This window comes from Halanaerobium hydrogeniformans (assembly GCF_000166415.1).
Taxonomy (GTDB): Bacteria; Bacillota; Halanaerobiia; order Halanaerobiales; family Halanaerobiaceae; genus Halanaerobium; species Halanaerobium hydrogeniformans.
In genome coordinates this window covers 729,677-754,876 of sequence record NC_014654.1, presented here as the reverse complement: position 1 = coordinate 754,876, position 25,200 = coordinate 729,677, and the positions used below count along the sequence as shown (strand labels likewise).

The 25,200-nt window shown below is 28.1% G+C and carries 25 protein-coding genes, 1 pseudogene and 1 riboswitch; of the genes and pseudogenes, 3 read left to right on the top strand and 23 right to left on the bottom strand.

Translation table 11 applies throughout. The features are described 5' to 3' along the window. Positions 1-4: 4 nt before the first annotated feature. The 9 genes from HALSA_RS13135 to arsM form a co-directional block, all read right to left on the bottom strand. On the bottom strand, positions 5-139 hold the full coding sequence (locus HALSA_RS13135) for a hypothetical protein (protein WP_013405200.1): 135 nt from the start codon (positions 137-139) through the stop codon (positions 5-7). Between the two features lie 203 nt (positions 140-342). Next, positions 343-987 carry an L-fuculose-phosphate aldolase gene (locus tag HALSA_RS03325; protein WP_013405199.1) on the bottom strand — a complete coding sequence of 215 codons (645 nt, stop codon included), beginning with the start codon at positions 985-987 and terminating at the stop codon, positions 343-345. A gap of 13 nt (positions 988-1,000) precedes the next feature. Then, a complete protein-coding gene (locus HALSA_RS12780) occupies positions 1,001-1,153 on the bottom strand; it encodes a hypothetical protein (RefSeq protein WP_013405198.1) in 153 nt (50 codons plus the stop codon). Continuing rightward, positions 1,153-2,622, bottom strand: a complete 1,470-nt coding sequence (locus HALSA_RS03320; RefSeq protein WP_013405197.1) for a PTS galactitol transporter subunit IIC — start codon at positions 2,620-2,622, stop codon at positions 1,153-1,155. Before HALSA_RS03320 ends, HALSA_RS12780 begins: the two co-directional genes overlap by 1 nt. 34 nt (positions 2,623-2,656) lie before the next feature. After that, complete coding sequence (locus HALSA_RS03315) at positions 2,657-2,947, bottom strand: PTS sugar transporter subunit IIB (protein WP_013405196.1); 291 nt, start codon at positions 2,945-2,947, stop codon at positions 2,657-2,659. A 24-nt stretch (positions 2,948-2,971) separates the two neighbouring features. Further along, complete coding sequence (locus tag HALSA_RS03310; protein ID WP_013405195.1) at positions 2,972-3,436, bottom strand: PTS sugar transporter subunit IIA; 465 nt, start codon at positions 3,434-3,436, stop codon at positions 2,972-2,974. After that, positions 3,429-6,341 carry a sigma 54-interacting transcriptional regulator gene (locus HALSA_RS03305; RefSeq protein ID WP_013405194.1) on the bottom strand — a complete coding sequence of 971 codons (2,913 nt, stop codon included), beginning with the start codon at positions 6,339-6,341 and terminating at the stop codon, positions 3,429-3,431. The genes HALSA_RS03310 and HALSA_RS03305 overlap by 8 nt, the downstream gene beginning before the upstream one ends. A gap of 309 nt (positions 6,342-6,650) precedes the next feature. Next, positions 6,651-6,965: an ArsR/SmtB family transcription factor gene (locus HALSA_RS03300; RefSeq protein ID WP_013405193.1), complete on the bottom strand. Its 315-nt coding sequence runs from the start codon at positions 6,963-6,965 to the stop codon at positions 6,651-6,653. Between the two features lie 41 nt (positions 6,966-7,006). Further along, positions 7,007-7,798: an arsenite methyltransferase gene (gene arsM / locus HALSA_RS03295; protein WP_013405192.1), complete on the bottom strand. Its 792-nt coding sequence runs from the start codon at positions 7,796-7,798 to the stop codon at positions 7,007-7,009. 111 nt (positions 7,799-7,909) lie between these two features. Beyond that, positions 7,910-7,976: riboswitch (Fluoride riboswitch) on the top strand. Between the two features lie 72 nt (positions 7,977-8,048). Between arsM and HALSA_RS03285 the strand changes: the two are divergent. The 3 genes and pseudogenes from HALSA_RS03285 (at position 8,049) to HALSA_RS03275 (ending at position 11,301) form a co-directional block, all read left to right on the top strand. After that, a pseudogene (locus tag HALSA_RS03285) lies at positions 8,049-9,762 on the top strand (dynamin family protein). A 3-nt stretch (positions 9,763-9,765) separates the two neighbouring features. After that, a complete protein-coding gene (locus HALSA_RS03280) occupies positions 9,766-10,947 on the top strand; it encodes a cation:proton antiporter domain-containing protein (RefSeq protein WP_013405191.1) in 1,182 nt (393 codons plus the stop codon). Between the two features lie 18 nt (positions 10,948-10,965). Beyond that, positions 10,966-11,301 carry a DUF190 domain-containing protein gene (locus HALSA_RS03275; RefSeq protein ID WP_013405190.1) on the top strand — a complete coding sequence of 112 codons (336 nt, stop codon included), beginning with the start codon at positions 10,966-10,968 and terminating at the stop codon, positions 11,299-11,301. A 2-nt stretch (positions 11,302-11,303) separates the two neighbouring features. Here the strand turns inward: HALSA_RS03275 and HALSA_RS03270 are convergent, their stop codons facing one another. The 14 genes from HALSA_RS03270 to HALSA_RS03205 form a co-directional block, all read right to left on the bottom strand. Continuing rightward, entirely contained in the window at positions 11,304-11,534 is a 231-nt protein-coding gene (locus tag HALSA_RS03270) for a DUF2905 domain-containing protein (RefSeq protein ID WP_013405189.1), read from the bottom strand. A 373-nt stretch (positions 11,535-11,907) separates the two neighbouring features. Beyond that, entirely contained in the window at positions 11,908-13,713 is a 1,806-nt protein-coding gene (locus HALSA_RS03265; RefSeq protein WP_013405188.1) for a sugar transferase, read from the bottom strand. 36 nt (positions 13,714-13,749) lie between these two features. Further along, positions 13,750-15,078, bottom strand: a complete 1,329-nt coding sequence (locus tag HALSA_RS03260) for an O-antigen ligase family protein (RefSeq protein WP_013405187.1) — start codon at positions 15,076-15,078, stop codon at positions 13,750-13,752. A 54-nt stretch (positions 15,079-15,132) separates the two neighbouring features. Beyond that, on the bottom strand, positions 15,133-16,098 hold the full coding sequence (rfbB, locus tag HALSA_RS03255) for a dTDP-glucose 4,6-dehydratase (RefSeq protein WP_013405186.1): 966 nt from the start codon (positions 16,096-16,098) through the stop codon (positions 15,133-15,135). A gap of 29 nt (positions 16,099-16,127) precedes the next feature. After that, positions 16,128-16,898, bottom strand: a complete 771-nt coding sequence (locus HALSA_RS03250) for a glycosyltransferase family 2 protein (protein ID WP_013405185.1) — start codon at positions 16,896-16,898, stop codon at positions 16,128-16,130. Positions 16,899-16,948: 50 nt separating this feature from the next. Continuing rightward, positions 16,949-17,869 carry a glycosyltransferase family 2 protein gene (locus HALSA_RS03245; protein WP_013405184.1) on the bottom strand — a complete coding sequence of 307 codons (921 nt, stop codon included), beginning with the start codon at positions 17,867-17,869 and terminating at the stop codon, positions 16,949-16,951. Positions 17,870-17,888: 19 nt separating this feature from the next. Continuing rightward, positions 17,889-18,911 (bottom strand): EpsG family protein, encoded by a 1,023-nt coding sequence (locus HALSA_RS03240; protein WP_013405183.1) that lies wholly within the window; start codon positions 18,909-18,911, stop codon positions 17,889-17,891. A gap of 4 nt (positions 18,912-18,915) precedes the next feature. Continuing rightward, positions 18,916-19,758, bottom strand: a complete 843-nt coding sequence (gene rfbD, locus HALSA_RS03235; RefSeq protein WP_013405182.1) for a dTDP-4-dehydrorhamnose reductase — start codon at positions 19,756-19,758, stop codon at positions 18,916-18,918. Positions 19,759-19,768: 10 nt separating this feature from the next. After that, entirely contained in the window at positions 19,769-20,626 is an 858-nt protein-coding gene (locus HALSA_RS03230) for a glycosyltransferase (RefSeq protein WP_013405181.1), read from the bottom strand. A gap of 22 nt (positions 20,627-20,648) precedes the next feature. After that, positions 20,649-21,200: a dTDP-4-dehydrorhamnose 3,5-epimerase gene (gene rfbC / locus HALSA_RS03225; RefSeq protein ID WP_013405180.1), complete on the bottom strand. Its 552-nt coding sequence runs from the start codon at positions 21,198-21,200 to the stop codon at positions 20,649-20,651. A gap of 53 nt (positions 21,201-21,253) precedes the next feature. Next, a complete protein-coding gene (locus tag HALSA_RS03220) occupies positions 21,254-22,108 on the bottom strand; it encodes a DUF4422 domain-containing protein (RefSeq protein WP_013405179.1) in 855 nt (284 codons plus the stop codon). Between the two features lie 24 nt (positions 22,109-22,132). Next, positions 22,133-23,071, bottom strand: a complete 939-nt coding sequence (locus tag HALSA_RS03215) for a UDP-glucuronic acid decarboxylase family protein (protein ID WP_013405178.1) — start codon at positions 23,069-23,071, stop codon at positions 22,133-22,135. Between the two features lie 23 nt (positions 23,072-23,094). After that, the gene (gene rfbA, locus HALSA_RS03210) at positions 23,095-23,991 is read right to left on the bottom strand and encodes a glucose-1-phosphate thymidylyltransferase RfbA (RefSeq protein ID WP_013405177.1); all 897 of its coding nucleotides are present in this window, start codon (positions 23,989-23,991) and stop codon (positions 23,095-23,097) included. Further along, the gene (locus HALSA_RS03205) at positions 23,988-25,175 is read right to left on the bottom strand and encodes a glycosyltransferase (protein WP_013405176.1); all 1,188 of its coding nucleotides are present in this window, start codon (positions 25,173-25,175) and stop codon (positions 23,988-23,990) included. The genes rfbA and HALSA_RS03205 overlap by 4 nt, the downstream gene beginning before the upstream one ends. Positions 25,176-25,200 lie beyond the last annotated feature (25 nt).

Here is a 25,200-nt window from a genome sequence, read left to right as displayed (position 1 = left end):
AAAATTATTTTATTTTAAAGTCACAACAGCCCATCTTACAACCCTTTTGACTGCTGCCGATCATAATTCTACCACAATCTTCTTTTAGCCTTTTTCTGAGTTCTTCTTTTTGTTTTTGGCTTTCTTTTTCTTTGCTCATAATAATTACCTCCTGTAATTATTATATCATTATTAATATATTTAGCCAATTAGCAAATATATCCTGCATTTAACTATTCAGCAGTTGATCAAATTCTGCTTTACATAAGTAATGAGACTCTCTATAATAGAGAGCCTCACAGTGAATAATGTAAAGTTTTTGATAGATGCAAATATTTAATTAACTTATAGATGACAAGTTAATTACCTAGCCTGTCCATAACTTTTAAACTTCTCTTCCATCTTTTCCATTTCCTGATCATCTAAAATTATAGGATCACCAATAGATTTGGCTCTATAATATGTTTCAGCTACATATTCTAATTCTTCTGCAGTATTAAATGCATTTTCTATACAATCTGCTCCAGTAAGCAATCCGTGATTTGCCAGGATTACTGCATATCTATCTTGCATAGCTTCAAAGGCATTTACTGCAAGCTCTGAAGAACCATATGTTGCATATTCAGCACAGCGAACATTCTTCCCTGCTAAAGCGATCATATAATGAGATGCAGGTAAATCTTCTCTTAAGATCGAGATAGTGGTTGAATAAATAGAATGACAGTGAACTACAGCAAAAATATCATCTCTTTTTTCATAAAATATTTTGTGCATTTCGTATTCGCTAGAGGGTTTTCTGCTTCCCTCAACTATATTGCCATCTAAATCCATTACGACAATATCTTCTAATCTTATATCATAGTAAGGAATTCCAGATGGACTGATCGCCATTAACCCTTTTTCAGGATTATAAATACTTAAATTTCCACCAGTTCCTTTGGTTAAACCTGTATCAACTAATTTTTTGCCAAATTCTATTATTTTCATTTTTTCCAATTCTAATTTCATTTTTTTCCTCCAGTTAATAATTATCTGTTTCAGGTCCTTTTTTAATTCTTTCTATAATCAAAAGTGTAAAAACAATTGCCATTATTATTAATTGATGATCAACAATAAAGCTCAACATCCTCCGCCCATGTGGGCCTAAAGCTGCTAAGACAAATTGATATATCATTAGTTAACACTTTCCTTTTTTCTAAATGATTGTTCTGACTCAATACCTGCATCAGAATCTGTTATCAGTTCTCCTTTAGCAGCTTTGTAAAAAAATATTCCATAACACCCGGCAGTGAATATTGCAAATATAATTGAAAATATTGCAAATCCACTTCCAAGTTCTGCAAATATATTACCTATGAAAGGAAGCATTAATAGCCAGGGGGCAAGATGAGCACCACCATTTAAACTAGAAATTTGTGTTGCTCCTTCTGGTATAGCAAAACCTGCTTCATATGCAAGGGTTGTTGTCATAGGGGCTAAAAATGTTCCAATTACTAAAAATCCAACGATAAATACACTTCCAATTACAACACCTCTAAAAATATTACCTTTTGACCAGCCTGTCGCCCATAGAATTAAAATAGGCATAATCGCCAAGTCAGCAAATGGTAACATCCGATTTAAGCCCAACATGCTTAAAAGAACAGCTAGAAGTATAGACACAGGGATCAAGATTAAACCAGTTGCAACATTTGCAGGATGCCCAATAACTGTAGCAGCATCAAGACCTATATATAAATCTCTATCAGGAAAACGTTTATTTAAGAACTTTTTAACACCCTCTGATAAGGGTAATAACCCTGTCATAAGTAATTTAACCATTTTTGGGAATATAAGCATTACAGCACCCAATGTTATTGCTGTATTAATTATTTGAGAAAGACTGCCTGACATATCTGTTGCAATACCCGGGCCATAAGCTAATGAACCAATAATTAAACCTATGACTGTACCAATCATTAAAGATTCTCCCATTATACCAAATTTTTCTTGAATTTTATCCTGGTCTAAATCCCATTCTCTAACAACTGGAATTTTTTCTATAATTTTATTGATTGCCCATCCTACTGGTGCCCAGGAGATTGTTTCTGTATGGGGCAAAGATACTCCAGGCATACCAAAAAAATCTTGAACAATGGGTGCACTTATATCAGCTAAAATCAAAACAATTGCTTCTGTCAATAAACCAATTGTAATTGCTAAAACAAAGTTGTTGGTAGCGGCATAAACAAAAGCTGCTGCAAATATAAAATGCCAATAATTCCACAAATCTATATTTAAAGTTTTTGTCCATTTTAGCATGATCATTACTATATTTAGCAGTATTCCCAAACCAAATATCCAGGGAACAAGCGATGTAGTCCCAAATGCAATAGCCGAAGCTGCAGGCCATCCTACATCCATAACATTTAACTGTAAACCAAAGTTTTCTACCATTGCTTCAGTTGCTGGACTAAGAGTTTCAACCATTAAACCTAAAACTAAATTAATACCAATAAAGCCCATGCCTACTGTTAATGATGACCTAATTGCTTTGCTAATTTTAATTCTGAAAACCATTGCCATAACAAACAATATAATCGGCATCATTATACTGGGTCCCATATCCAAAATAAAATTAATAATATCCATTACTTGTTGCATAAATTTTCCTCCTCTTCTTATTTTTTATTAAATTCTAGTTTCTTAGTTCATCTTCAATTTCATCTAGAAGTTTTTCTTCTCCGACCCCGGTTAAAAAACTAACCCCACTAAAAGCTGGTATGTCGTATTCACTGTTTACCGGCCCATTTAAGATAATAATATCTAAGTTTAAATCTTCTATATAGTTTTTTGCCTCAGATATTTTGCACTGTTCTAATTCAATATCAACACCCCTTTCTTCTAAACCATTTTTTAATTTGTCCATTATTAATGTGGAAGTGGCAATACCTGAACCGCAAGCGACCAATACTTTTTTCTTTTTCATTTCTAACCCCCCTAAATTATTGATTTATATTTTTAATCTTTTTTCAAAAATATCTACCAGTTTGCTTTGATTTTCAGCAGTCAAAATTTTATCTACTATAACTTTGCTTTGCATAATTTCCATTAGTTTCTGCAAAACTTTCACCTGTTTTGATGGATCTTTAATTGCTAAAAGGAAAACAATCTCTACTTCAATTTCTTTATCATAATTTTCCATACTAATAAAATTTACTTTGTTTTTTAAAAGTGCAATTGCAAGTGCTGCTCGATTGACATGTTTAGGATCTGTATGTGGTATAGCAAAGTTTATATTTTCAGTACTAAGTGCAGTTGGAAACTCCTCTTCCCGCTTTAATACAGCATCCAGATAGCTTTCTTTTACAATCTCCTTTTTTAGCATCTTCTTATTTAATTTTTTTATAACTTCTTTTTTAGAATCAACCTTTAAATCCATTTCTATTAAATCATCATCAATATGTATTTCATCCATCTATAAGCACCTCCTTAATAAGATCAATATTATCAGCATTTTTTATATAATCTATATTTTTTTGTAATCTATTATAAAATTCCTTGAAGTGGTCGGTTTTGAGATCCTTAAATGCAAACATACATATTATATCTACTTCAAAACCTGACCAGTCAATTGGCTCTTCAAGTATAGCAATTGCAAATTGTGAATAATTGACATGTTTGCTTTCTGCATGTGGAATTGCAATTCCATTGCCAACATATGTTACACCCTGATTTTCTTTTTCAAGAACTGCATTGTAATATGTATCTTTTGCAGAACCTGAAACAATCATTTTCTTACTTAAAAATTCTATTGCTTCTTTTTTACTGTTAAATCCAGGACTAAGATAAATTAAATTTTTATCTAATAGTTTTGCTGAATCAAATTCTTTTACATTTATTTTCTGCAAATTATGTTTTTTTATAAAATTATCAAAACCTTTTTCAGAAAATATATCTTCAAAACTGTAATAATCAATATCAGTAATGTCTGGTTTTAAGTTGCCGATAACTGCCTCCACCTGGTATTCCTTCGCAATATCATTTAGATATTTTTTTATATTTTTATCATGCAGACCAGTTGTGATTATTTTCAATTCGTCTTCTAATCCAGGTAGTCTGTGGATTAGATAATCTTTAATTCTTAAAGCAGCTCCCTGACCAGTTATACAGTATATCAATAATACTTTTTCTCTGCTTCCTGTGTAACTATTCACTGATTTTGTTATTCTAGCAGCGATTTCATTCAGATCTAAATTATCATACCTTGACCATCTTATGGCCTCCATCAGCATAACAATATCGACTCTTGAAATTACTTTTGTATTAATTCCTGTTTTTTCTGTGATAATATCACCAAAACTTTTAAGTGATCCCATATCAACTAACAGTAATATTCCCTTACCCTGATCAACTTCTTTTGCCAGCATTACAATGTCTTCTAAAATTTGTCTTGGTGGTTGATCCAAATACATATCAACTGCTACTGCATTTGATTTGCCCAAAAGACAGTTTGCAACTTTAAGCATCTCGGATGCAACACCACCGTGTGAAACCACAATAACACCAGGCCTTGATAATTTATTTCTTTGTTTTTCACTATCTATTACAGAGTTAAGATACATTGTAATATATCCGATCTCATCTTCTGGTATCTGAAGTGCATATTCTTGATTTATATATTCAACAATCTTTTTTGAGACCTTAAATAATTTTTCATGTGATTGTTTTATTTCTCTAAGATCAGGGTGCTTAATAATTTTGCCAGATTTGATTCTTTCAATTACCGCATCCAGATGAATAGACAGAGCATATTTTAAGCGCTGATTAAAAACAAATTCTGGTAATTCACGATGAACAATCACCAATACATCATTCACCATATCTAATACCTTTGTAGAAACTATTTCTTTTAATATTTCTTCATTCTCAAAAAAACTATCTTCTGCCTGATTAAAAACACTTTTTACTTTTTCAGCTAACAATTGATTCAACTTTTTGTTTATCTCATCTTTAGTAAAGCCCAAAGAATATAGTTCTTTATTTTTTTCTTCTAAGTATTTATAAATGTCATTATCTAATTTATATGCCTGTTTAAAATCAGTTTTTATGGCATTCTTTTTAGCATCAGGGTTCAAAATAATATCATCTTTAATCAGTTTTTTGATATCTTCTCGTTTTACACTGCCTTCAAAAAAACTTCGCTGAATTTTTAGATCTAGCAATTCAATTGTTATTTTTACGCTTTCATTTTTTCCGCTTATAAAATTAAGGTAAGCACGTGCACAAATTTCTTTAATCTTGCTTTCAAGCTGTCCGATATTATTATCCGGGTCAAAACTCAATAAGGCTCTGGCAGCTTCATATTTTAATGTAATTTGTTGATTTATCTGCCTGCTTTCCCTTGAAATAAAAAGTTTTATAAACTTTAATTTTTCTTCTAAAGTTCTTTTATCTAGAGGAGGAAGATCGATTATCAGAGGAATTCTTCGTCTAAAAGTTGCCAATAAATTTGACTTGATATCCTCCGTTGTTGCAGCAATAATCATGAGATTAACCTTTTCATTTTTTTCTGTTTCACCTAATTTTCTATAAAAACCATTATCGATAACATTAAAAAGCATTTCTTGGCCTTCACTGGATAATCTATGCACTTCATCGAGAAAAAGTATGCCATCATCAGCCCTTTTAATTAGACCATCTTTATCTTTTTCTGCACCTGTAAATGAACCTTTTTTATGACCGAAGAGATGGGAATAAAGAAGCTGAGGATTTTCTGAATAATCTGCACAATTAAAAACAACAAATTTATCTTTTTCAAGCCTTTTATTAGCTTCAGCAAAATTATACATTTTCTTTGCTAGAAAACTCTTGCCTACCCCACTTTCTCCAATTATCAAGGTATGAAGCCCATTAGGTGGATAAAGAACCGCTGCTTTTGCCTGCTGGATCTGTGTTTTTAAGCTTAATTCTGCACCTATAATTTCTTTAAAAGAATCTTCTTTATCAGAACTAAATTTATCATTGAAACTGTAATCATCTATTTTGGAATTATAATTTTCAACATTGTTTTTCCCATTAAGTATCTGAGCAGAAAGTTTATTGTACTCCTGTCTCACTATATATCTTGAAACTGCAAATCCATTTTCTTTAACCTTTTGGGTCAGCTGCCTTATTGAAATATCTGGATTATCAGTTAATATATTTTTAATCTCTTTTTTTAATAATGGTTTCATTCGCTCTTTAGATGAGGGAATATTATTTTCTTTTCTCATTAAGGTTACCTTTTCTCTGCTTAAATTAATTTTTTCTGCGATTTCTTCATCTGTAAACGGATTTTTTTTGTTTTCACCACCAATTATTTTTTTTAGTTCACTATTCATCTCTTTTCCTCCTCACTTAATAATTATGCAATTCTTGTTCCAATAGTCTGATTTTTAAAAAAATAAATTATAAAAAATTGAGAAATCACTTGCAAAACAACACTTATGGCATAAAATTTTTTAAAATATTTATTTAAATTATTTAAGCTAATAACATTATATACTATTTATTTTGTGGTATAAAATGTAATAACAAAATCTACCGCTATTAATACCTGTAAAAAAAATTACTATTTAAAATAAAAAACCTGCCATAAGCAGGTTTAAGTTTGTTTATTATTTTTATCAATTAGCAAATATATCCTGCATTTAACTATTCAACAGCTGATCAAATTCCGCTTTAAAATATTCTAAAATTCCTTCTTTAAGACAGTAACAGACCCTGGGTCCATCTATTCTGCCTTCTATCCAGCCTGCCTCTTTTAGAATTTTAAGATGCTGGGAAACCGTAGATTGAGCAATCGGTAATTCTTCTACAATTGAGCTTACCATACATTTATTGTTTTCCGGAAATTCTGCCAGCATTTTAATAATTTTTACCCGGTGGCGGTGACCCAGCGCCTTAGCAAGTTCAGCCAGTTCTGCTATTTTAGCTTCTTGATTTAAAGATTCTTTTTCAACCATTTTTGCAGTTTATCGAAATTAACGATAAACCTGCACCTCCCTTATTTTTCTGCTCCAATATAGGCAGAATAGATATAGTTAGATAGCTGCAGTTTAGAACTCCAGTCTGCAACAATTTGATCACTATTAGACTTTCTTTCTATATTAATTTTTTTGAAGTTAAGCTCTGTTAAAATGGTTCTTAATTCTTTTTCCTCAATACTACCTGTGACACAGCTGCTGTAATTATCAAGATCAGCTTTGATCTCTTCTGGGAAATCAGCTGCCCTTAAGACATCTGAAATGGCAAGCCTACCACCTTTTTTCAAGACCCTTTTTGCCTCAGTGAAAACCTGTTTTTTATCTGTTGACAAGTTAATGACACAGTTGGAGATTATTACATCTATACTCTCATCTGCCAGAGGTAAATCCTCAATTTCACCCAGAATAAATTCTACATTTTTAACTCCATTTTTTTGCGCATTTTCTCTGGCTTTCTCTACCATCTCTTCTGTCATATCGATCCCGATCACTTTGCCTTTTTCACCTACTTCTCTGGAGGCTAAAAAAGCATCAAAACCTGCTCCAGAGCCGAGATCAAGAACTGTTTCTCCTTCCTTGAGAGCAGCGATGGCCCGGGGATTGCCACAGCCCAAGCCGAAGTTTGCCTCTGCAAATTCTGAGTTGAGCGCCTCTTTTTCGTAGCCTATTTTTTGTGCTATTTTGGTTCTGCCAATCCCTGTTTCCTCTCCACAGCAGGAAGAACCACTGCAGCAGCCTAGCTGATCAGCATTTATTATTTCCCCATAATTTTGCTTGACTTTCTGCTTTATTTTTTCTTTTTTATTTTCCATTATATCAACCTCCTCAGCATTATTATAGCATATTAATCGTTAATCGTAAATAGGCGATTATAAGGTTCTACTTGACTTTAGACTGAGCTTCCCATATAATTTAATAGTACATATAAATAAGGTGAAGGTGCTCACCTATAATTGCTCATTAAATTGAGATGATGGCTCCTATTTACTGGTTATATTTTAAAGATATAGCTGATAAATAGGGGCTTTTTTTATTGTAAATTTATTTTTATGGGGTGATTTGATGTTAGAAAAATTTGAGCAGAGCAAAAATGAACTATTTAATAAAGCTGAGGAACTTGACTATTTTATTGAAGAATATGATAATCAGGGCTTAGAAAAACTTTTATTAGAACAAAAAGAAAAATTAAAACAAAGCCATTTTAATCTTACAGTTTTAGGACAGTTCAAAAGAGGTAAATCAACCTTGATTAATGCTCTTATCAATGAGGAATTACTGCCCAGTGGGGTTTTACCTTTAACGGCCATTATAACAAAACTCTATTATGGAGAAGAGAAAAAAGCTGAGGTTGTATTCTTAAATGATGAAAAAAAAAGCTATTAAATTCTCAGAATTAAATAATTATATTTCAGAAAAAGAGAATCCTAAAAACGAAAAAAATATTAAAGAAGTTAATATTTATTATCCTTCTGAATTGCTTAAAAAAGGTGTAATTTTAATTGATACTCCTGGTATTGGCTCTATTCACCAGAATAATACAGAAACAACAGAAAAATATTTAAAACATGCAGATGCTGTAATTTTTGTCCTGGCTGTAGATCCACCGATGACCGAAGATGAGGTTAATTTTCTAAACAAAGTAGAAGGAATAGCAAATAAAATAATATTTGTCGTTAATAAAATTGATTTAGTTGCTGAGGATGAAAAAAAAGAGATTATTGATTTTGCTCGAAAAGTTATTACAAATAAAACAAAGCTTGATGAGATCTCCATTTTTCCCCTTTCTGCAGAAAATATCTTAAATTCTAATGACGAAAAAAGTTCTGCTTTTCAAAAGTTCAGTCAAAAAGTCGAAAAACTTATAACTGAACAAAAAGCTCAAATAATTATTGATTCTGTTGAAAGAAAGTTGAACTATATTATTGAAGAACTGCTTTTTAAACTAAAATTAGAAAAGAAGATAATGCTGGAACCACTGGAAACACTGCAGGAAAAGATCAAAATTATTGATGAAAAACTTGAAATAATCAGGGAAAAGAAAAAAAATAAAATCTATCTTTTTAAAGCTGAAATAGAAAATATTATAAAAACACTTGCAGACGATATAGATAATTTTAAAAAGAAGGAAGAAAAAAGACTTATTAAAGCTGCTCAAGAAAAAATAAATGCAAGTAATAGTTCAAATTTTGTTGAAGAATTAGAAAAATTTTTGAGCAAAGAAATTGAAGAAAGTTTCGAAAAATGGCGGCAGGAAGAAAAAGAAAAAATAAGTGAAATGATTAAAAAGCAGGGTCAAAAATTTGTTGAAGAAATCAAGTCAGTTATAAAAGAAATTAATCAGGTTTTAACAGAACAATTTGAACTAAGAGTGCAAATTCAGGAACCTGATCAAATCGTTGAAAGCTGGGATTTTTCTTACCATTTTAAAGAAGAAGAAACTTTCTATACCAAAATTGAAGCCAGCAAATTCTTAAAATTCCTACCTGCTATATTTAAAGATAAGATTATTAAAAACAAAATTGAAGAGGAGGTAAAACATCAGGTTGATAAAAATTGTGGTCGGATCCGCTATGACTTCGATAAAAGAATAAATAAAACTGCTGCTGGATTCATTTCTCACTGGGAAGAAGAAATTAATGAATTAATCGAAAAGATAAATAAAATAATTGAAAACAGTAGAGAAAAAAAGACTAAAGGTTTAGAAGAACAGAATAAACATCTAAAAAAATTGGAAAAAGACCTAAATAACTTAAATAATTTTATAATGAGGTGTTAGTTGATGGCATTTAGCCTTGCATTAATTTTGATTTTAGCATTATTGATAAATAAAATTTTTGAAAAAATAAAACTACCCAGTTTATTGGGAATGTTGATTTTAGGAGTTTTGATTGGTCCTTATGGATTTTCTTTAATTAGTGGTGATATTTTAAATATTTCAGCTGATTTAAGGAAAATAGCTTTAATAATAATTTTAATAAGAGCAGGTCTTGGTATAGAAAAAGATACCTTAAAAAAAGTAGGTTTACCTGCAGTAAAACTTAGCTTTATTCCGGGTGTTATGGAAGGAATAACCATCTTATTTATTTCCCGCTACATATTTTCTCTTTCGATTATTGAAGCAGGGATGCTTGCTTTTATTGTTGCAGCTGTCTCCCCTGCAGTGGTTGTTCCCCAGATGTTATCTTTAATTAATGATAATCGCGGAGCTGAAAAAGGTATTCCAACTTTAATCTTAACAGGTGCTTCAATTGATGATGTTATTGCAATTACCATTTTTTCTACCTTTTTAGGTATGTATGGAGGAAGTCACCTTAGTATTGGACAGCAAATATTTAATGTTCCTGTCTCAATAATTATCGGTATAATTTTGGGTATAATTGCTGGCTTTATTCTCGTCTATTTGTTTAAAAAATATCATATGCGTGATACTAAAAAGGCTCTCTTAATCTTAAGTTCTGCTATTTTGCTGACAGGTTTTGAAGAGGTTCTAGAAGGTATAATACCTATTGCAGCTCTACTTGGAGTGATGACAATTGGTTTTGTTCTTCAGGAAAGATATAAAATTCTGGGGAAAAGATTATCTTCGAAATTTAATAAAATCTGGGTCTTTGCAGAAATTATGCTTTTTGTGTTGGTAGGTGCAGAAGTAAATATTTATCTTGCTTTTGAATCTGGTATACTGGGACTTATAATTATTACAGCTGGACTTCTGGCAAGATCGGCAGGGGTTCTCCTTTCTGTAGCAGGTACAGATTTTAACTGGAAAGAAAGATTTTTTGCTGTTATTGCCTATACTCCCAAAGCAACTGTTCAGGCGGCAATTGGTGCTGTTCCACTGGCAGCAGGTGTTGAATCAGGAGAACTGATCCTAGCTATAGCAGTATTAGCTATTATTATAACTGCTCCCCTGGGTGCTGTAGGGATTAAATTTAGTGGTGAAAGATGGCTCAGTAAAAAATAAATTAAAGGGGTGAATAAAATGATTGGTGAAGGAAAAATCTTAAAAATTTATATTGGTGAAACTGATCAATGGCAGGGTGAACCACTCTATGAACAATTAATAATGAAGTTCAAGGAAAAGGGTCTTGCAGGTGCAACAGCAATTGCCGGTATTGAAGGTTTTGGTCTCAGCACAAAAATTAAAAGTTCTCATATCTGGGAGCTTTCTGAAGACTTACCTATTATAGTTGAAGTTGTCGATAAGGCAGAAAAAATAGAAGCTGTAATTCCTATGGTTGAAGAAATGGTCAAAGATGGCCTGGTAACAGTAGAAGAAATAGAAATTATAACTTATAAATCTCAAGAAGAAGAATAGTCTTATCTAAAAAAATAAAGAAAGATCCTGACGATGATATTTAAAAGAATCGAAATTATTATCATGGTGGTTATCGGAAAATAGAGGGTGAAATTATCCCTCTCTATTCTAAGATCACCGGGTAGATTGCCCAGCCAGGAAAAATGATCTCCAGAAATAAAAAAGAGGGCACCTAAAACTACCATTATAAGACCAACAACTATCATTAAAAATCCAATATTCCTAAATATCATCTTAGTTAACTCCTTTTTAAATTATAACTGGCTGTTTATATCAGCCAGTTTTCTAAATTTCTGACCTTAAGTGAAATTTTGATTTATTAAATAGTGCTTTTAAATAGATTTAAATATCAACATTATTAACGTATATATCATCTGGAACATCAATATTAATCAGACCATTTTCCTGAATAACAAATAATTCTTCAGCAAAAATTATTCTGGCAGTTACATTAACTACCTGTACTAAAACATTAGAATTATCTTTGTATGCTCGAGAAACTCTTGCCTAGACTTGATTATATTAAAATATACGGCTCTATTCAATTAAATTATTGTGAGATACTTACAGCACTAATAGAATAGTATAGGATTTCTTTTAGAGCAATTAGAATTCTTCAAAAACTATAATATCTTTAAGAGTTTTAATAATCAGTTTTAAGTCTAATAAAATATTTCTTTCTTTTAAATATTTAAGATCTAAAGTTATTCGCTGCTGATAATCTATTTCATTTTTGATCGCTTCTGATTGCCAATAACCTGTCAAACCCGGTTTTATAGAAAAGACTTTTTCCCCAATTTTCCCATAATGTCTTTTTAGTTCTTTTTCTAATACCGGCCTAGGACCAACTATACTCATCTCACCTTTAAGAATATTAATAATTTGTGGTAACTCATCTAAACGTAATTTTCTTAAAATTTTCCCGATCTCAGTTATTCTAGGGTCATTCTTTAATTTATAATTAGATAAATATTCTCCTTTGATTTTTTCATTTTCTGAAATCATTTTATTCAATTTTTCTTCAGCATCAACCACCATGGTTCTAAATTTATATAATTTAAATTCTGTTTTATTTTTTCCGATCCTATTTTGGCTAAAAATTACTGGACCTCCATCTTCTTTTTTTATCAAAAAAGCGATGATAAAAAATAACGGCAATAGCAGGATTAATGCTAATAGTGATAATATGAGATCCATTATCCGCTTAATAAAATCATATTCTCTACGTGCTTGTTTTTGCTTGCTATTTTTAGCCACTTTATTTTGTCTAGCTATTTTTTCCCATTTAGCATCTTTTGCTTTAAAAATGAAATTAATATAACCGTAAAGTAGAGCTATATTCATCGCCAAAAAATAATAGGGTATATATAATTTCCCAATAGGAATATTTAATCTATTTAGAAAATGGACAAAAATTATAATAAAGTAAGATAATATTTGTAAATAAAAAGCTATCTGATAAAAAATGTGATTGCCATAAAGAAAATAATTGCTAATAAAAGTTGTGATGATTGCAAAAGGAACTAACCATCTACTTATCTTATGAGACGAAAACATAAATAATATTTTATAATTTTTAAAAGAAAATATATCTTTTAGCAAAGATATTGACTGCAGATTACCTGTTCCAATTCTGATTCTTCTCTTGAATTCATCACTCAAAGATAAAGCTGTATTTTCATATGCTCTAGCAGACTTTTGATAATGTATTTTGTATCCCTTAGTTATTATTAAAATTGCAATTATAAAATCATCAACAATTGTATTTTCGGGTATTGGAGAAAACAATTTTTTCCGAATAGCATATATAGCTCCTTCTACCGAAATTATTGTCTTGAATTTACTTTCAAGCTCTTTGAGATAATTTTTGTAAATACTATAAAGCTTTTCTCCTTCACCACCAGGATTAGAATTAGGATTTTCAAAGATTAAATTGCCGCTAACTCCTCCAATTTGCGTATTATTAAAAGGTCTAACTAACTTTATTAAAATATCAGATTCTAAAATCGTGTTTGCATCTGAAAAAACTAAAATTTCTCCCTTAGCTTCTTTAATCAATGAGTTAATAACAGCTGATTTTCCCCTACGAAAATTATAATCGAAAAATTTAATTTTTTTGCCTTTATTAGCAGCAATTATTTTACTACTAAGATCAGTGCTTCCATCTGAAGCAAGTAAAATTTCTAATTTATCCTCAGGATATTTAAGCTTATAAAAGTTTTTTATTTTTTCTTCTATTATGTTTTCTTCATTATAAGCAGCAGTAATCATAGTTATCGTCGGCAATTCTTCATTTCCATCAAAATTAATCTCATCCTTTTTTATAAATTTAACAGTGATAAATAATAATAACGGATAAACAAAATAACCATATATGATTATAAATAAGCTTAATAAAAATAATATCTTCATATATATCTCCCTAATTCAATTATAGTTTTGAAATTCTTAATTCAGATTATATTTTTTATGATTTTCAAATAATATAAATGCAAAAACAAAGGTATAAACTAAATAAATATAAAAATAAGAAAAATCATCAAATATTCCCGAAGCTAAAACAACTATAAAAAAAGCTAATAAATTAATTGAACTTAAAGTTATAATATTTACAAATAAATAAATTGAAAATATCATAATAAAAAGGGTGGCAATGATACCAAACTCAGCCCACGAGGATAGTAATAGATTATGAGAATAAAAGTTGCCTAGATTCGATTCAGCCCATTCTGTATCATTTTTTTCTGATATATATTCGGGAAAAACATTTTTAAATACTCCTCTACCTACACCTGTCCAGGGATTTTCTAAGCCAATATTATAAGCTGCTTCCCACAGAGCCAAGCGAGAAGCTTCTGCCTGCCAATTTCTAAGTTTTTTATTAATATTTTCATCTCTTGTGATTTCAATATTTTCTAAACCTATACTATTTAAAAAAGCTGAAACTTCAGAATAAATATCAGTTCTAGCAGGAAAAAATAGAAAAATACTCATAATTAGAATTAAAATAGCTGATAAAGCATATAATTTTATTCTTTTTAAAGGAAAGAATAAAATAATAAATCCCATTGCAAAAATAAAAACTAACCATGCATTGCGCGACTGTGTGGTTGCTATAGAAAAAGAAAAGAAAAATATTAACATTAAAGCCAGGAGAAAATTATTATTGAGATAATTTGAAAAGAATTTGTCACTTAATATGTATATAAATGCGGCCATTAAAAACCAGGCAATTAAATTAGGATGATGGGTAGTTCCTATAGGTCTTGCCAAACTATTTCCATAATTAGCAAATCCATCTGCGAAAAGATTGATCATTAGCAGGTTTAAACGTGGGAAAATGTACTGTAAGCCAACTAATAAAGTTGAAATAAAAGAAATAATTAACAAGAATTTTTTGAGCAGTCTTTTTTTTAGATATTTATTTTTCCAGCTATAAACAAATAATAAAGCAAAAATAGAAACAGCAGTTAGTCTCAGGTTTGCTTTAAGTGCTTCAATAAAATAAGGACTGAAAACCGAAGTTATAATTAGAATAATCAGAGTAATTATTATAATTAATTTTTCTCCCATTTTTAATGAGACAAACTTATCAGAATAGCTCATAATTATCTTTTTATAATCCATTATATAAATTGAAATCAAAATAAAAAATAATAAGCCCAACTCTGCAGTTGAAATATTTAAAGTAATAAAAGAAAATAACTCTATATCAATCAGCACAGATAATAATGCTATTATGAGAGCTGCTGTTAAAATATTTGATTTTTCCTTCATTTTATATCCCACCAAACTTAAGTAATTTAAATTTTATATTCAATAATCTTATATTTACTCCCACCAATTTTGATTTTCTAAATACCACTTTATTGTTTGTTTTAATCCATTTTTGAAATCAATTTGAGGCTGCCAATCAAATTCATAATTCATCTTTCTTATATCAACTGCATATCTTAAATCATGACCTTTTCTATCTTTGACAAAAGAAATTAAAGATAATGGCTTTTTTAATTCTTTTAAAATTGTTTTTACTACCTGCAAATTGTTTTTTTCATACCCACCACCGATATTATAAACTTCTCCAGGCTTGCTTTTATGAACGATTAAATCTATGGCTTGACAATGGTCTTTCACATGAATCCAATCTCTAATATTTTTTCCATCTCCATAAATAGGTAGCTTCTCGTTTTTTAAAGCTTTGATAATCATAAGGGGAATAAGCTTCTCAGAAAGTTGATAAGGACCATAATTATTAGAACAACGCGAAATTGTAATTGCTAGATTGTAAGTTTTATAATAAGACTTAACCAAAAGATCAGCTGCTGCTTTAGAGGCAGAATAAGGTGATGATGGATTTAGTACTGATTGTTCAGTAAACTTTAGTTCTTTTTTTTCTAATGGTAAAGAACCATATACTTCATCTGTTGAAATCTGATGAAATTTTTTCACACCAAACTTTTTACAAGCATCTAATAAAACCTGGGTACCTTTAACATTACTTTCTAAAAAAATTACTGGTTCTGTTATTGACTTGTCAACATGAGATTCAGCAGCGAAATTAATAACTAATTCAAATTCCATTTCTCTAAAAAATCTGTAAACAAAATTGCGATCACAAATATTCCCTTTATAAAAACTGAAGTTTTTTTTACCTATAATGTGCTTTAAATTATTTAAATTTCCAGCATAAGTTAAAGCATCAAGACAAAATAATTTATACTCAGGATAATTATCATTCATATAATATATGAAATTGCTGCCAATAAAACCTGCTCCTCCTGCAATTAAAATTCTCACATTCCTCGCTCCTTTCATATCATTCTAATTTAATATAACTTAAATCCCCATTTTTTAAAATAATAATACATTGATTTTAAATGATAAATAAAAGCATTAATTTCTTTGTAAGATTCTTTATTCCAGTGGTGTATAACATAATTATGTGGATAAAAAATTGTATTAGAAACTTTGTTTACTCTCTTTGTAATATCAGCATCTTCTAAATAGATAAAAAAATTCTCATCAAAACCATTAATTTGTTTAAAAATGTCAGTTCTAAATAATTGAAAAGCTCCAGAGGCAAATTCAATTTTTATTGGCTTTTTGATTTGATTTAATCTTTTATGATAATTCTGCCTTTGCTTAAATTGATTAGGAAAAAATCTCCTAATTAATAGATCAAGAAAAGTAATTTCGCGTCGAGCAGTATATTGTATTTTTCCATTTGGATATTTGAGCATAGGGACTACTAACCCTATTTTTTTATCATTTTTTATATAATCTATCAATTCTTTAATTACATTTGTTGTTATTACAATATCTGGGTTCATTACAATATGATAATCTGAATCAATAAAATTTAATACTTTATTATGTGCAGCTCCAAAGCCAATGTTATAATCATTTTTTATTATTTCTATATTATTATCTAATTTAGCTAAATATTTAACTATTGATAATGTATTATCTTGAGAAGCATTATCAATCAAAAATATTTTATATTTAATAAATAATAAGTTTTTAATCAGGCTTTTGACTGCTCTTTCTATAAAATCTTGGCTATTATATGTGACAATAGAAACTGTTATTTTATTCATTTTGTCCTCCAGTTAAATCATAAAACAGATTATAAAAATTTAATTTTAGATTATTTTTTTTCAATTAAGATTTTTATCATTAAGGGTATTGACCCATAACAATAACTAAATTTATATTTTCTTATCAGATTAAACATTTCTAAAATATTATTGGAATTAATAATTCTAAAATATGCTTCTAAATATTTTTTGTTTTCATACTTTATTAAATCATAGAAGTCATTAAAAATGATATTTAACATCTGATATTGATCATTACTAATAGAATTATAACCGCCAATTATTTTTTGCCATAATTTTACTAAAATATGTGGAGAAGCACCAATTAGGTTATTTTGATGCTGCCTATAATACATTAAAGGCTGATTAATGTAAGCTCTTTTACCAATAGCCTCGTTTATTAGAGAAATATAATAATCATAAAGTTTAAAATCTCCTAAATAATCTATAACTTCTTTTTTAAGACTCTTGTTTATCAGCATTGAAGCTCCCTGAACAAAAGGAGAAAAAATAATTTTGTTTAATCCCTTTTCAAGAGCTCTTGCTCCTATAAATTCATTAGCAATAATATTTAAATTTGCATCTGCAACAAATGCATCAGAATGTACTAAAGAAGGCTGAGTTTTTTTGGTCTCTATTTCTTTAATTTTATTATATAGCATTTCTATTTTCTCTTCTAACCAGTAATCATCTTGATCTGCAAAAGCTATATATTCTGCTTTTGAATTATTTAGTAAAACTTGAAAGTTTTTATTAACACCTAAATTTCCAATTTCATCTTTAATTACAGTAATTCTTTGATCTCTTTTTTGAAATTTATTAATAATTCTTAAACTATCATCTTTAGAGTTATCATCACGAATTAACAAGTTCCAGTTTTTATAGCTCTGGTTTATTATGGATTCTAACTGTTCTGCTAAAAATTTTTCTCCATTATATACAGCCAGAAGAATATCTATTTTTTGATGCATAATATTCAACTCCATTAAATTAAAATCTTAACATATTTTGAATAAAGAGATAATTATATAGCATTGTTGAAGAATATAAAATTAATAATATTTTAGCAAGAATTATATTATCAAAGATATGAGTTAAGTTTGCTAAAAAAATTATCAGAATTACTCCTAAAAATTCTGAAATCCTAAATGATAAAACAGGCAAAAAAGCAAAAGTATAAAAGGAAAAAATCATAATACCCATAATTTTTAAATGAATTATATCGTAATCAGACTTAAAATTTCCAGAAAAATAAAGAGCAAAATAATATATAAAAATTAAAGATAAAATATAAAAATTAAATAAATTAATGTCTGTATGAACTCCTTGCTCATAAATTTGAAAATATAAATCCAATTTATCTCCCAAAAAAATCGGTAAAATTGGGATTAATAATTTAATAAAATTCATTAGAAAGTTTGGATATAAAGAAATTAACAAAGCTAAAACAGGAAGAAAATAATAATAATTTAAGTGTTTCTTTTTCTGATTAATAAAATATAGGGGGAAGATAATAACAGCTGAGTAATGAAATAAAATTGCTAAAAAATATTTTAATAAAAACCCCTTAAAATTTTTTTTATAAATATCATCTATACTAAGTAAGAAAAAAGCCGCTGCAACACCTATTCTAAATTGAGTCAGTTCATGCAGAATATAATATAAAGAAATATAAACAATAATGCTTAAAAATGGTGATAAAGATAATTTTTTAATTACATATAGTTTTATAGAGATACTTATAGCAGAATATATAATAAATACTCCAGATACAGGATCTGAAAAAAGATAATCAGAAATTAAAATTATCAACCAGAAAGTTGGCTCTTTATCAATCAAATTTATGTTTATTTCTCCATTTAAAAAATCATAAATAACTTCAGCAAAAACAATTGAATCTCGATCAAAACCAATTTCTCTAGAAGCAGCAATGCTAAATAAAATAATAAAAAATAATACGAAGGATAAATTATAAATTAGCTCTCTTCTATTTTCTTTAAAATATACAATCATATTATTAAACCTCACAATCTAGATATTCTTTTAGAGCTTTTTTATAATTTCTTAATAAATTAAAACCATTATTTTCTAAAGACTTCGTGGATAATCGTGAGTTTTTTGGTCTTTTTATATTACTGATAAACTTTTCACTTTTAATTGCTTTAACATTTACCTTGATATTCTTCGCCCTAACTATTTCTAGAGCAAAGTGATACCAGCTACAAAAACCTTCGTTAACAGCATGATAAATACCATATTTTTTAGTTTTCATTATATTTAATATTAGTTCTGCTAAATCATTTGTATAAGTAGGTGACCCAATTTGATCATCAATAACTTTAATTTTTTGATTTGATTTAGTTAACTTAAGAATATTTTTCACGAAATTATTTCCATTTTTTCCATAAAGCCATGAGGTTCTTATAATAAAAGCTTTATCAGTTATTGTTTTTATTTGCTTTTCACCTAAATATTTTGTTAAACCATAATAGTTAATAGGATTAGGAAGATCATAATTCTCATATGCTTCCTCCTTTTTACCATCAAAAACATAATCACTGCTTATATATAATAATTTTGCATCAATTTCTTTAACAGATTTAGCAATCCATTTTGTACTCTCCACATTGACCTTATAAGCTAAGTCTTTTTCTAATTCTGCTTTTTCAACATTTGTATAGGCTGCGGAATGTATAATAATATCAGGTTTATATTTGCTAATAGAACATTTTATTTTTTCTTTATTCTTTAAGTCTAATTCTTTTCTTGTTGGAGCAGAATATTCAATATTTTTATCTCTAAGTAAATTTATTAGAGCACTCCCAAGTTGCCCTGTTCCACCTGTTAAAAAAACTTTCATTTTAATCACCTTAATCTTTTTTATTAATTTTATAAAAATTATTATTTTTAAAATCAATTATAGCTTTTAAAATGTATTTTATTTTTTTAAATTTATTGTCTTCAAAAAATATTATTTTTATTAATTCCAAGATTCTAATTCTAACAAATAATATTACTATTTGAGGAAATTTTCTGCCATATGTTTTTATTATATAAAATGAGTTCCTATAAATATAGTAGCGACGTATATAATTGTGGTTAGTCGTAATGATTTTTTTGCCTAAAATATTTAATTCGATTGATATATTGCCAAGATTGTGATTTAAAATCACAGAATTCATTCTGAGTATTTTGTAACCCTTAGAATTAGCTTTTAAACAATAATCATGATCGACAGAGTCAATAAAAAGTTTTTCATTGAATCCCCCTATAATTTGAAAGATATCTAAATTCACTAAATTACCTGAAGTCATTGCATGTAAAACATATTCATTTTCTGAACTTTTAGGCGCTTTTCTAGATCTAATCTTATGAAAAGGAGTTATTAAAGCAATTTTTTCAGTATCATTAACCTTAATAAAATTTTTCATATATGGTAATCCGTTACTTGAAAATTTACTGTCCTGATCCATAGTTAGCAACCAATCAAATCTTGCTTTTATGGCTTTTTCAGCAGCAAAATTTAAGGCTGCAGCAATACCAATATTATCTTCTTTTTTAAAATAAGAGATTTTGTCAAAAGAAATTAATTTAGCAATTAATTCTTCTTTAGCAAAACTTGAATTATCAACTATATATAACAACTCTAAATTATTATAATAAGATAATATATTGTTTATTATATCTTCATCAGGATTATATAAAACTACTACTCCTGCAATTTTCATTTTTATTCACAACATCCTTTGCTTAGATACTTTTATCAAGTTCTAGGTCTTTTAATAATGGAGCATTTTTATCTTTATTTGATAGAATAACATTTTCTATTTCCCAGTCTATATTTAATTCTGGATCATTATAAAAAATACTTTTTTCATGTTCAGGGAAATAATATTCGTCAACTTTATAATAAACTTCTGTCTCATCCTCTAAACAAATAAAACCATGAGCAAAGCCTTTTGGAATTAATAACTGTTTTTTGTTTTTTTGACTTAATAAAACTTTACAATGTTTTTTATATGTAAGTGATTCTTTTCTTAAATCAACTGCTATATCTAGAATTCTACCTTTAATACATCTCACTAACTTGCTTTGTGCTTTAGGTTCAGTTTGAAAATGTAAGCCTCTCAAAACTCCTCTTTTTTTTGAATAAGAATAATTATCCTGAATAAAATTAATATCTATTCCTAACTCCCTAAACTTTTTCAAAGAATATGACTCCATGAACCAGCCCCTTTGATCAGCGAAAACATCTGCACTTAAAATATATAGGCCCTGTATTTTAGTTTTTAGTAAATTCATTTTGCCACCCCATAATTTTGATATTTTAAAAACTTTAAAGTCATCAAATTATTTTACTTATTTTTTTCCTTTATAAAAATCGTATCAAGATACTTAATTTTTATTGTTTTATCCTGCTTTAATTTATGAATATATATATTAAATAATCTTTCAGCAGCAAAAGCTAATAACCTGGCCTGATAATTATATTTGCTTATTTTAGCTTTCTTTTCTATTTCAAACAATATATTAAAAAGCCATTTATTATATTCAACAAAAATATCTTTGCGCATAATAAACATGTTATATGCTAAAAACTTATTTTGATTAAGAACAGTCTCCATACTCTCCTGATAATTTTTATTTTTTCTCAATAAAACTTCTTTAATTATTTCAAAGTCTTGATAAATATGAGAGTATATATATTGCTCTTCAATATTAAAATTGCTGAAAATAACTTTATAAGGCAAAAATATATCAAATGTAGGTAATTGATCAATGATTTGGTCATTGAAATTTTCTAATTCTTTATCCGCTTCATCATAATTTAAATATAAGGTTGGAAAATAACTAAATGTTAAATTGTTTTTCAAAAAATATTTTTTTACAATAAACTTTAAATATTTGATGTTTTTTTTAATTTTATTTTTTGCATTTAAAAAAGCAAAATACCTTCGATAATGACATAATCCAATATAATCTAAATTACTATAATTATAATTTTTCCAAAACCAATATTGTGCTGTCAATTCACTATAATATGGGTTTTTATTAGAAATATTATCTCCTGAATTGTCTTTATACATAGCCAAATTTTCTTTTGAAAGAGCTGACCCAGCCTGAATTTTGAAGTATAAATCATTATCAAATTGATAATATTTTTTATGAAAAACATTTATTATTTTTACTTTTTTATTTATAGAATACATTATAATAACACCTAACTTAAAATTTTATTTTAATACTTTTTTAAAATAATCAATAGTTTTAATTAAGCCGTCTAAAAGATTATGTTTGGGGTCCCAGTTTAATTTATTTTTAGCAAGACTTATATCTGGCTTTCTGTGTTTCGGATCATTACAGCGTGACTTCTTATAAATTATTTTAGATTTAGAATCACCTAAACTAACTATTTTTTTGGCAAGTTTTTGGATAGTTATTTCTTCAGGTTTACCTAAATTTATTGGACCACTCAGATCACTGTTCATCATCTTTATGAGAGCATCAACAAGATCACTAATATAACAAAAAGATCTTGTATGATTACCGTTACCAAAAATTTCAATCTTATTATTTTTCAGTGCATTGACAATGAAATTTGGAATTGCTCTCCCGTCATCTTCTCTCATCTTTGGTCCATAAGAATTAAATATTCTAGCTATTTTTATATCTAAGTCATAATTTCTCAAGTAATCATAAAAGATTGTCTCTGCAGCTCTTTTCCCTTCAGAATAACAACTTCTGAACCCAACTGGATTTACATTTCCCCAATAGTTTTCTGTTTGTGGATGTAGTGTAGGCGAACCATAAATTTCTGATGTAGAAGCCTGCAAAACTACTGCATTTGTTTTAATTGCATTTTCAAGCACATTCAATGCTCCAAAAATAGAAGTTTTCATTGTATAAATAGGGTCTTTTTGATAAAAATCAGGACTAGCTGGACAAGCCAAATTATATATTTTATCAACATCTAAATAAAAAGGTTCAATAATATTATGTTCTATAAATTCATAATTTTTATTATTTAAAAATTCTTCAATATTATTTTTTTTAGAAGAATATAAATTATCCATACAGATAACATAAAAACCAGAAGCCAATAGCTTTTTTGTTAAATTTGCCCCTATGAAGCCAGCTCCACCTGTAATAAGAATTTTCTCTTTTTTTCTCATAAAAATTATTCCTTTCAATTAAGTTATCTTATTTTATCTTTCGCTACTTTTTGTAAGAACTTAGCATATGGAGAATTTTCATATTTATCTAATACATTTAAGATCTTTTTTTTGTCAATCCAATTATTTCTATAAGCTATTTCTTCTAAAACGCAAATCTTAGTCCCTGTTCTTTGCTCAATATTTTTAACAAATTTTGAAGCTTCAATTAAATTGTTAACCGTTCCCATATCAAACCAGGTAAAATCACTACCCAATATTTCAACCTCTAAATCTTCTTGACCAAGATATAAATTATTTAAATCAGTTATTTCTAATTCTCCTCTGTGACTGGGTTTTAATTTTTTTGCATAATCCACTACTCTATTATCATAAAAATATAAACCTGTTACTGCATAATTTGATTTTGGATTATCAGGTTTTTCTTCAATAGATTTAACTCGATTTTTTTGGTCAAAATCAACTATTCCATAATTTTTAGGATTATTAACATAATAAGCGAAAATTGTAGATTTAATTTTTCTAGAGCCAGCTTTTTTCAATAATTTGTCTAAATTATTTCCATAAAAAATATTGTCACCTAATATCATAGCTACAGAATCATTAGCTATAAAATCTTCACCGATAATAAATGCCTGTGGTAATCCATCTGGAGATTTTTGCGCTTTATAGAATAAGTTAATTCCATATTTTCTTCCATCTCCTAATAGCCTTCTGTAAGCAGGCAAAGCTTTTGATGTTGAAATAATTAAAATATCTTGTATACCCGCCAACATTAAAACTGCCAATGGATAAAATATCATTGGTTTGTCATATACAGCTAAAAGATGTTTGTTAGTCACCAATGTAAGAGGATAGAGTCTTGTACCTTTTCCACCTGCTAAAATTATACCTTTTTTAGTGTGATAAATTATAATCACCTACTTTGATATTTTTCTATTTTTATATTATTTATAATACTTTCAATTGCTGCAGCAGCTCTTTGCATAGAATAATATTTATTAAATAGTAATTTTGCTCTTTTTCTAATTTGCTTAATATTATTTAAATCTATTTGTTTTTTTATCTTATCTATATATTCAGAAGCAGTTCTAACCTCATTTATTATTGCTTTGTTTTCCTGATCATTTATTGCCTCTTCATAACCAATTAGACTTTCTTGGGAAGCAATAACAGCTAAGCCCATGGACAATGCTTCAGCTACTTTAACTTTCATTCCAGATCCAGTTTGTATTGGTGATATAAAAACAGAATTTTTAGGTATAATATTTTCTTTGTTTTTGAAATTAGGATAAACTTTAACATTCTTAACAGCACCTAAATATTTCAAGAAATTATGACTGGGATTACTACCTCCTATGATCAGCTGAAGATCATAATCTAATTTATTTATTTCAGACCAGACATTATTTAAAAACCATTTTATTGCTTCAATATTGCTTCCATACCACAAAGATGCTAAAAATATTAGATTAAGATCATAATTATTTGCAGCTTTTAAGCTGTAGTCAATTTTATTTAAACAAACTCCTAATATTCTATAATCTCCTTTAAAATCATATAATTTTTTAGCTCTAATTAAATCTCTTTCAGTTAAAAATAACCCTAAGTCAATATTATCATTGAACATTTTTTCATCTCTTCTTACTGCCTTGCTTTCTATAAATTTAAATAATTTTGCTTTAAATGAATTATAAGCTAAAGAATATGCTTTTAAGTAATCTAATTCAATATTATCAAAATGCCCAATTATAAAGATCTCATCATTATTCTTTTTAATCTCTTTAGCTATAAAACCCATTCTTGAATTACCCAATATTATAATATCTGCATCTAAATTCAATACTTTTTTGCGTATTTTTAACCACTCAATATAAATATAATTACTATGTAAAAAAAATCTTGTTAAAAAGTTCTTTGCTTGGCTTTTTGAAATATTAATGTCTGATTTAAAAGAAATATTTTTATCTAAGGAAATAACTTGATAATCAATATTTTGGTCTTTTTGGGCAAGTTTTTTTAAAGATAAATGAATCTTTGCAGCTTCGATACTGCCACCACTTATTCCTTTTATTTTTAAAGAAGAAATATAGACAATTTTCACTTTTAATTGCAACTCCTAGCTTTCT

Excerpts from the sequence above, each read along its gene's own strand:
- HALSA_RS03240 (WP_013405183.1), bottom strand. The coding sequence starts at position 18,911 with ATGATTGTATATTTTAAAGAAAATAGAAGAGAGCTAATTTATAATTTA.
- HALSA_RS03250 (WP_013405185.1), bottom strand. The coding sequence starts at position 16,898 with ATGAATAAAATAACAGTTTCTATTGTCACATATAATAGCCAAGATTTT.
- HALSA_RS03315 (WP_013405196.1), bottom strand. The coding sequence starts at position 2,947 with ATGAAAAAGAAAAAAGTATTGGTCGCTTGCGGTTCAGGTATTGCCACT.
- HALSA_RS13135 (WP_013405200.1), bottom strand. The coding sequence starts at position 139 with ATGAGCAAAGAAAAAGAAAGCCAAAAACAAAAAGAAGAACTCAGAAAA.
- HALSA_RS03275 (WP_013405190.1), top strand. The coding sequence starts at position 10,966 with ATGATTGGTGAAGGAAAAATCTTAAAAATTTATATTGGTGAAACTGAT.
- HALSA_RS12780 (WP_013405198.1), bottom strand. The coding sequence starts at position 1,153 with ATGATATATCAATTTGTCTTAGCAGCTTTAGGCCCACATGGGCGGAGG.
- HALSA_RS03265 (WP_013405188.1), bottom strand. The coding sequence starts at position 13,713 with ATGAAGATATTATTTTTATTAAGCTTATTTATAATCATATATGGTTAT.
- HALSA_RS03230 (WP_013405181.1), bottom strand. The coding sequence starts at position 20,626 with ATGAAAATTGCAGGAGTAGTAGTTTTATATAATCCTGATGAAGATATA.
- HALSA_RS03245 (WP_013405184.1), bottom strand. The coding sequence starts at position 17,869 with ATGCATCAAAAAATAGATATTCTTCTGGCTGTATATAATGGAGAAAAA.
- HALSA_RS03310 (WP_013405195.1), bottom strand. The coding sequence starts at position 3,436 with ATGGATGAAATACATATTGATGATGATTTAATAGAAATGGATTTAAAG.
- HALSA_RS03305 (WP_013405194.1), bottom strand. The coding sequence starts at position 6,341 with ATGAATAGTGAACTAAAAAAAATAATTGGTGGTGAAAACAAAAAAAAT.
- HALSA_RS03280 (WP_013405191.1), top strand. The coding sequence starts at position 9,766 with ATGGCATTTAGCCTTGCATTAATTTTGATTTTAGCATTATTGATAAAT.
- HALSA_RS03220 (WP_013405179.1), bottom strand. The coding sequence starts at position 22,108 with ATGTATTCTATAAATAAAAAAGTAAAAATAATAAATGTTTTTCATAAA.
- HALSA_RS03270 (WP_013405189.1), bottom strand. The coding sequence starts at position 11,534 with ATGATATTTAGGAATATTGGATTTTTAATGATAGTTGTTGGTCTTATA.
- HALSA_RS03215 (WP_013405178.1), bottom strand. The coding sequence starts at position 23,071 with ATGAGAAAAAAAGAGAAAATTCTTATTACAGGTGGAGCTGGCTTCATA.
- rfbD (WP_013405182.1), bottom strand. The coding sequence starts at position 19,758 with ATGAAAGTTTTTTTAACAGGTGGAACAGGGCAACTTGGGAGTGCTCTA.
- HALSA_RS03325 (WP_013405199.1), bottom strand. The coding sequence starts at position 987 with ATGAAATTAGAATTGGAAAAAATGAAAATAATAGAATTTGGCAAAAAA.
- arsM (WP_013405192.1), bottom strand. The coding sequence starts at position 7,798 with ATGGAAAATAAAAAAGAAAAAATAAAGCAGAAAGTCAAGCAAAATTAT.
- HALSA_RS03260 (WP_013405187.1), bottom strand. The coding sequence starts at position 15,078 with ATGAAGGAAAAATCAAATATTTTAACAGCAGCTCTCATAATAGCATTA.
- HALSA_RS03320 (WP_013405197.1), bottom strand. The coding sequence starts at position 2,622 with ATGCAACAAGTAATGGATATTATTAATTTTATTTTGGATATGGGACCC.
- HALSA_RS03300 (WP_013405193.1), bottom strand. The coding sequence starts at position 6,965 with ATGGTTGAAAAAGAATCTTTAAATCAAGAAGCTAAAATAGCAGAACTG.
- rfbC (WP_013405180.1), bottom strand. The coding sequence starts at position 21,200 with ATGAATTTACTAAAAACTAAAATACAGGGCCTATATATTTTAAGTGCA.